Annotated in this window: 7 protein-coding genes and 1 other annotated feature; of the genes, 2 read left to right on the top strand and 5 right to left on the bottom strand. The window is 37.6% G+C overall.

Features of this window, described 5'->3' with window-relative positions; all coding sequences use genetic code 11:
• Positions 1 to 18: 18 nt before the first annotated feature.
• Complete coding sequence (gene tet(M) / locus G5T77_RS13390; RefSeq protein WP_000691727.1) at positions 19 to 1938, bottom strand: tetracycline resistance ribosomal protection protein Tet(M); 1920 nt, start codon at positions 1936 to 1938, stop codon at positions 19 to 21.
• A 15-nt stretch (positions 1939 to 1953) separates the two neighbouring features.
• Positions 1954 to 2070 carry a tetracycline resistance determinant leader peptide gene (locus G5T77_RS13385; protein WP_001791010.1) on the bottom strand — a complete coding sequence of 39 codons (117 nt, stop codon included), beginning with the start codon at positions 2068 to 2070 and terminating at the stop codon, positions 1954 to 1956.
• 115 nt (positions 2071 to 2185) lie between these two features.
• Between G5T77_RS13385 and G5T77_RS13380 the strand changes: the two genes are divergently transcribed.
• Positions 2186 to 3408 (top strand): IS3 family transposase gene (locus G5T77_RS13380; protein WP_166139240.1). Its coding sequence is split into 2 segments (ribosomal slippage): positions 2186 to 2462 and positions 2462 to 3408, totalling 1224 coding nucleotides; the frame shifts between segments, so codons are not numbered across the junction.
• Positions 2461 to 2577: a sequence feature (AL1L pseudoknot), on the top strand. It overlaps the preceding gene by 117 nt.
• A gap of 1 nt (position 3409) precedes the next feature.
• Here G5T77_RS13380 and G5T77_RS13375 read toward each other — a convergent pair.
• Entirely contained in the window at positions 3410 to 3946 is a 537-nt protein-coding gene (locus G5T77_RS13375; protein ID WP_166139238.1) for a PD-(D/E)XK nuclease family protein, read from the bottom strand.
• 69 nt (positions 3947 to 4015) lie between these two features.
• Here G5T77_RS13375 and G5T77_RS13370 point away from each other — a divergent pair, with 69 nt between their 5' ends.
• Positions 4016 to 4579 (top strand): macro domain-containing protein, encoded by a 564-nt coding sequence (locus tag G5T77_RS13370; RefSeq protein ID WP_086384392.1) that lies wholly within the window; start codon positions 4016 to 4018, stop codon positions 4577 to 4579.
• A gap of 127 nt (positions 4580 to 4706) precedes the next feature.
• Here G5T77_RS13370 and G5T77_RS13365 read toward each other — a convergent pair whose 3' ends face one another.
• Both G5T77_RS13365 and G5T77_RS13360 read right to left on the bottom strand, forming a co-directional pair.
• Positions 4707 to 5021 (bottom strand): BrnA antitoxin family protein, encoded by a 315-nt coding sequence (locus G5T77_RS13365; protein WP_023274838.1) that lies wholly within the window; start codon positions 5019 to 5021, stop codon positions 4707 to 4709.
• Positions 5008 to 5295, bottom strand: coding sequence for a BrnT family toxin (locus G5T77_RS13360; protein WP_086384391.1), 288 nt, complete (start codon positions 5293 to 5295; stop codon positions 5008 to 5010). Before G5T77_RS13360 ends, G5T77_RS13365 begins: the two co-directional genes overlap by 14 nt.
• Positions 5296 to 5525 lie beyond the last annotated feature (230 nt).

Raw genomic sequence — 5525 nt, 5'->3', positions numbered from 1 at the left:
CAAACCCGGTACGGTTCACTAAGTTATTTTATTGAACATATATCGTACTTTATCTATCCGACTATTTGGACGACGGGGCTGGCAAACAGGTTCACCGGTAGTAACATGGTACCCTTTTAACTCTGTTAAACAAACACTACGTCCATTTGTAAAGAAAGTTAAATCACTACGATATTCTTGAATACACCGAGCAGGGATTTCTCCACTAAGAATGACCTCATTATTTTTCAATTGAGTGTCTACGATGTTCGCACAATATTTAGGAGCATCGTTGTATGCTCGTGAAAGATATTCCTGTGGCGCATAAATTTTAAAACTAAGATATGGCTCTAACAATTCTGTTCCAGCTTTTTTTAAGACTTGTTCCAATACAATAGGAGCAAGCATCCGAAAATCTGCTGGGGTACTAACAGGGCTATAGTATAAGCCATACTTAAAACAGATTTTACAATCCGTCACATTCCAACCATATAATCCTTGTTCGCAACCATAGCGTATCCCTTCCATAACTGCATTTTGAAATGATTGATTTAAGTATCCAAGAGAAACCGAGCTCTCATACTGCATTCCACTTCCCAACGGAAGCGGTGATACAGATAAACCAATGGAAGCCCAGAAAGGATTTGGCGGCACTTCGATGTGAATGGTATATTCTGCATTTTTTAACGGTCTCTCCATATAAATGACTGTAGGCTCTTTTAGTTCTATCTCCACATGATACTTTTCTTGCAACAGTGCACTAATCACTTCCATTTGTACTTTCCCTAAGAAAGAAAGTATAATTTCATGTGTCGTAGAATCCACGTAATATCGTAGAAGCGGATCACTATCTGAGATTTCCAAAAGGGCATCAAGCAACATTTCTCTCTGTTCAGGTTTACTCGGTTCAACAGTTGTTTGTAGTAGAGGGTGCGGATTTTCAATCTTTTTTCTCTGTGGCAATAGTTTTGTATCTCCAAGAACACTATTTAACTTCAAAAACTCATTTTGCAAAATAACAATTTCTCCAGAATAAGCTCTATCAATCTTACATAATTCACCATTTATTGAAGTATACATTTCTGTAACTTTTATTTTTTCTTTTTCTGATACTCTAACCGAATCTCGTAAATGTAGTACTCCACTATAAAGGCGTATATATGCAAGACGTTGTCTTTTTTTTGTATATTCAATTTTGAAAACATTTCCGCAAAGTTCAGACGGACCTCGATGTGTTGATGAATAAAATTTATTCGTAATCACTTCTATAAGGTTATCAATCCCTATATTGTTTTTTGCACTTCCGTGATAAACAGGGAACAGGGAACAATTATGAAATCTTATGCTTTCCTCTTGTTCGAGTTCCAATGCTTCTAATGATTTACCGGACATATATTTCTCTAAAAGGTCATCGTTTCCCTCTATTACCGTATCCCATTGTTCAGATTCGGTAAAGTTCGTCACACACATATTAGGATACAGTTCTACCTTCTGTTTGATTACAATTTCGGCAGAAAGTTTCTCTTTAATATCCTGATAAACCGTTGATAAATCAATTCCATTTTGGTCAATCTTATTGATAAAAAAGATTGTGGGAATCCCCATTTTCCTAAGTGCATGAAATAATATACGAGTTTGTGCTTGTACGCCATCTTTTGCAGAAATCAGTAGAATTGCCCCATCTAAAACTGATAATGAACGATATACTTCTGCTAAGAAATCCATATGTCCTGGCGTGTCTATGATGTTCACCTTCGTATTTTCCCACTGAAAAGAGGTTATTCCTGTCTGAATTGTAATTCCTCTCTGACGTTCTAAAAGCGTATTATCCGTCCTCGTTGTACCTTTGTCCACGCTTCCTAATTCTGTAATCGCTCCACTGTTATATAATAAGCTTTCTGTTAAGGTAGTTTTTCCTGCATCAACATGAGCTAAAACTCCAATATTAATAATTTTCATGTGATTTTCCTCCATTCAAAAACCCAAAAGGGCATAAAAATCCCAGTGATAAATACTTTTATCACTGGGATTTTTATGCATAACCATAGGTATACAAAGCATACAGATATTCTCTGGATACTTTAGAATCACATGATAAAGGTATTCTTAAACTGGGTACAAAAAACTAAGCCCTCCTAAAAAAGGACATCTAATTATGAACCGTCCCGGGATTGTCGGAGACCTAAAACTCTGAGACAATACCCTTATGAAAAGCAAACAATACCCAACAGAAGTTAAGAAAAGAGCCGTCGAATTACTGATTGAATCACAAAAAGATTATCCCTCATTATGGGCGGCTATCCAAGCCATCGCCCCCAAATTTGGCTGCACACCCGAAACCCTACGCTCATGGCATCAAAAGCACCTAGCTAAGCAAAATCCTGTGACCGTTAGCACTGAAAGCCAAGCGGCTCGTATCGCTGAGCTTGAGCGAGAAATCAGAGAACTCAAACAAGCGAACGAAATTATTCGAAAGGCAGCCGCTTTTTTCGCCCAGGCGGAGCTCGGCCGCCCACACAAGTGATGGTCAAATTCATTGATGATGAAAAAGAAAAATATGGGGTCGAGCCGATTTATAGAATACTGCCAATTGCCCCATCTAGCTACTATCGCGTCAAAGCTGAACAGGAAAACCCAGAGAAGCAAAGTCGACGCAAACAAAGCGACAAACACCTCATGGCACAAATCAAACAGATTTGGCAAGACAGTGGCTGTCGTTACGGCATTCGTAAAGTCTGGCACAAGCTTAAGCAAGATGGCATGCCAAAGCTTGGTCGCTGTACCGTTGAACGCCTTATGAAACAGCTAGGTATTCAAGGCGTATGGCGAGGCAAAGGCAAAATCACCACCAAACAGCGACCAGGACAACAAAGTCCCGATGATTTGGTCAAACGCAACTTTACTGCAGATAGCCCAAACAAGCTGTGGGTGGCTGACTTTACCTATATCAAGACCAAAACAGGCTGGGTCTATACCGCCTTTGTCATCGACGTATTCAAGCGAGTTATTGTGGGTTGGAAAGTATCGAATCATATGGACACTCAGCTAGTTCTAGATGCCCTAAATCAAGCATTAGACGCTAGAGGCAGACCAAGCGGAGTAATTCATCATTCTGATAAAGGTAGTCAGTATCTATCGATTAAGTACGGTGAACGGCTTAAACAATCGGGGCTTGCCGCATCAGTCGGCACGACAGGTGACTCTTATGATAATGCCCTAGCTGAAAGTGTGAATGGGCTATATAAAGCGGAGGTGATTGATTATTTGAAACAGGAATGGGATGGCGTAAATGATGTTGCGCTAGCAACCCTTGATTGGGTACACTGGTACAACCATGAACGATTGCATTCTACCAATGGATATGTATCGCCTGTTGATGCGGAAAATATCTACTATTGTTCATTAATTCCGTCAGGCTATGCTGCCTGACTCAAGCAAACCTGTCTCCGATAAAACCAGGACGGTTCACTTTTCCAGAACCAGATAAATAAATCAGTTGCCATTGGTTGGGGTAGCGTTGCTCCAACTCGTCAGCATAATCTTTAAGTTGATTCTTTTGATCAGATGCAAAAGGCTTATTCTCAATACATAATGCGTATTTTTCACCATGACAAAAAATCTCAATTAGGATATCCATCCTTCTTAAAGTATCTAAACGCCAATTTTTTTCTTCCAACTTAACGGTGATTTTAGACTGGTCTAAGTTAATTTTTTGCCAAGATTCATCTAATCCATTTTTTCTAAGTTCAATCCATTTTTTGATAAAAAGATAATCTTGTCCGTGACTACCTTGAGGATCTAGTAGGTCAGCTAGGATATTACTTAGTATTAATTCATCTGTGCGAAAATAGCTAAAGATGGAAAACTTTGGAGCTAGAAGATTTTTATATCGATTTAAAAATAAAGAATTTACTTTTTTTTCTTGAACAACCTCATCTAATAAATTAAGTAAAACTTTTGATTGCATACTTTCCCCTTGTTATTTAACTTATTAAAATATTTGCAAAAATTTATTAATAATTGGAACCTATTTTATATGAATCGGATTACATTAGTACATGGGGATATTACTACCTTATCTGTAGATGCTATTGTGAATCCAGCTAATAAATCATTACTTGGTGGTGGTGGACTAGATGGAAAGATCCATAAAAAAGCAGGATCTTTAATGAAATCAGAGTGCATTCAGATTAATCAAGAAAAAGGTGGATGTGCTGTTGGAAATGCGGAAGTAACGACAGCTGGAAATTTACCTGCAAAATATCTGATTCATGCTGTTCCACCTAGATGGTTAGGCGGTGAAAAAAATGAACCTCAACTCTTATGTAATGCTTATAGCAATGCACTTTTGAAAGCTAATCAGGTTCAAGCAAAAACAGTGTCATTTCCAAATTTAGGAACAGGGATTTATAAGTATCCATTACAGCAGGCAGCTGAATTTGCAATTGGATCTATCATGATGACATTACCCTCATGTGAAGCCGTAGATGAAGTGTTTTTTGTATGTTATGAGAAAGATAATTATGAAATATATAAGGAAATTCTAGAAAATCTCTATGATGAAAATATTCAGATAGAGATTACAGCTATAGCCAAATAGTGTCTTCAACCTATTAATTCCAAGTCATGTATGAAGCCAAAGAAGAAATAATTTATTATTGAGTTTCGCTAAAATTAACATAGTACATGTTATACGAAGTCAAAAATGGGAGCGTAAGCTCCCATTTTTATTGATGATTTTTTAATTCTTTCAGCATAGCATCTCGCAGAATTTCATTCATCCTAGTTTGATAGCCTTTGCCTTGAGCTTTAAACCATGCAAGTACATCAGCATCTAAACGAATGGAAGTCTGTTGCTTCACTGGGCGATAGAATCGATTATGGCGTACAGCATTGCTCCAGTCGGTAATTTCAGGCATATCTGAGAGATCTAGCTGATCGTCAGGAACCGTTCCCTTAGCAAGCAAGCGTTGAATTTCAGCATCTTGCTTGTCGCTGAATTTTTCATTCAGTTCTTTGCGTGAGTATCTAACCATGCTCATATCTATCTCGCTCCGCCTTAGTGACTTGTCTTGCACTAATGATTCGTATGATTTCACAGTCATCTTCATCAAAGATGGTGTGAGCTACTAACATCATTAGTACGCCTTTTACTTTTCCAATGGTTTGCCAACGTTCTTCACCATCGGTATGTCTGTCCTGGATTGAGATCCTTAATGGATCATCAAAAACAAGGCTTGCCGTTTCGAAAGAAACATCGTGCTTTTTCTGATTCTTTCGATTCTTTGCCTCATCCCATTCGAAATACTGTTCCATAAAAAACATTCAAATTTGTATATACAATAATGTATCACAAAATTGTATCACTCAACATAATTGGTGTAATTTTTAGTCAAAATTATTGGCAAAACATTCCAAAACTGCTCATAAAAAAGCCGACTTGTTTCAAAGTCGGCTTTTTTTGCATTTTGGGATTTTTCTGATATTAATAAGTTGTTGATATTTATATTAATATACAAGTGTACTTCGTATAACCACCATTATGT

Source organism: Acinetobacter sp. GFQ9D191M (assembly GCF_011174875.1).
Classification (GTDB): domain Bacteria; phylum Pseudomonadota; class Gammaproteobacteria; order Pseudomonadales; family Moraxellaceae; genus Acinetobacter.
This window is presented reverse-complemented; position numbering and strand designations above follow the sequence as displayed.

Bases quoted from the DNA above. Each gene is read 5' to 3' on its own strand.
- G5T77_RS13375 (WP_166139238.1), bottom strand. From the start codon at position 3,946: ATGCAATCAAAAGTTTTACTTAATTTATTAGATGAGGTTGTTCAAGAA.
- G5T77_RS13370 (WP_086384392.1), top strand. From the start codon at position 4,016: ATGAATCGGATTACATTAGTACATGGGGATATTACTACCTTATCTGTA.
- G5T77_RS13365 (WP_023274838.1), bottom strand. From the start codon at position 5,021: ATGAGCATGGTTAGATACTCACGCAAAGAACTGAATGAAAAATTCAGC.
- G5T77_RS13360 (WP_086384391.1), bottom strand. From the start codon at position 5,295: ATGGAACAGTATTTCGAATGGGATGAGGCAAAGAATCGAAAGAATCAG.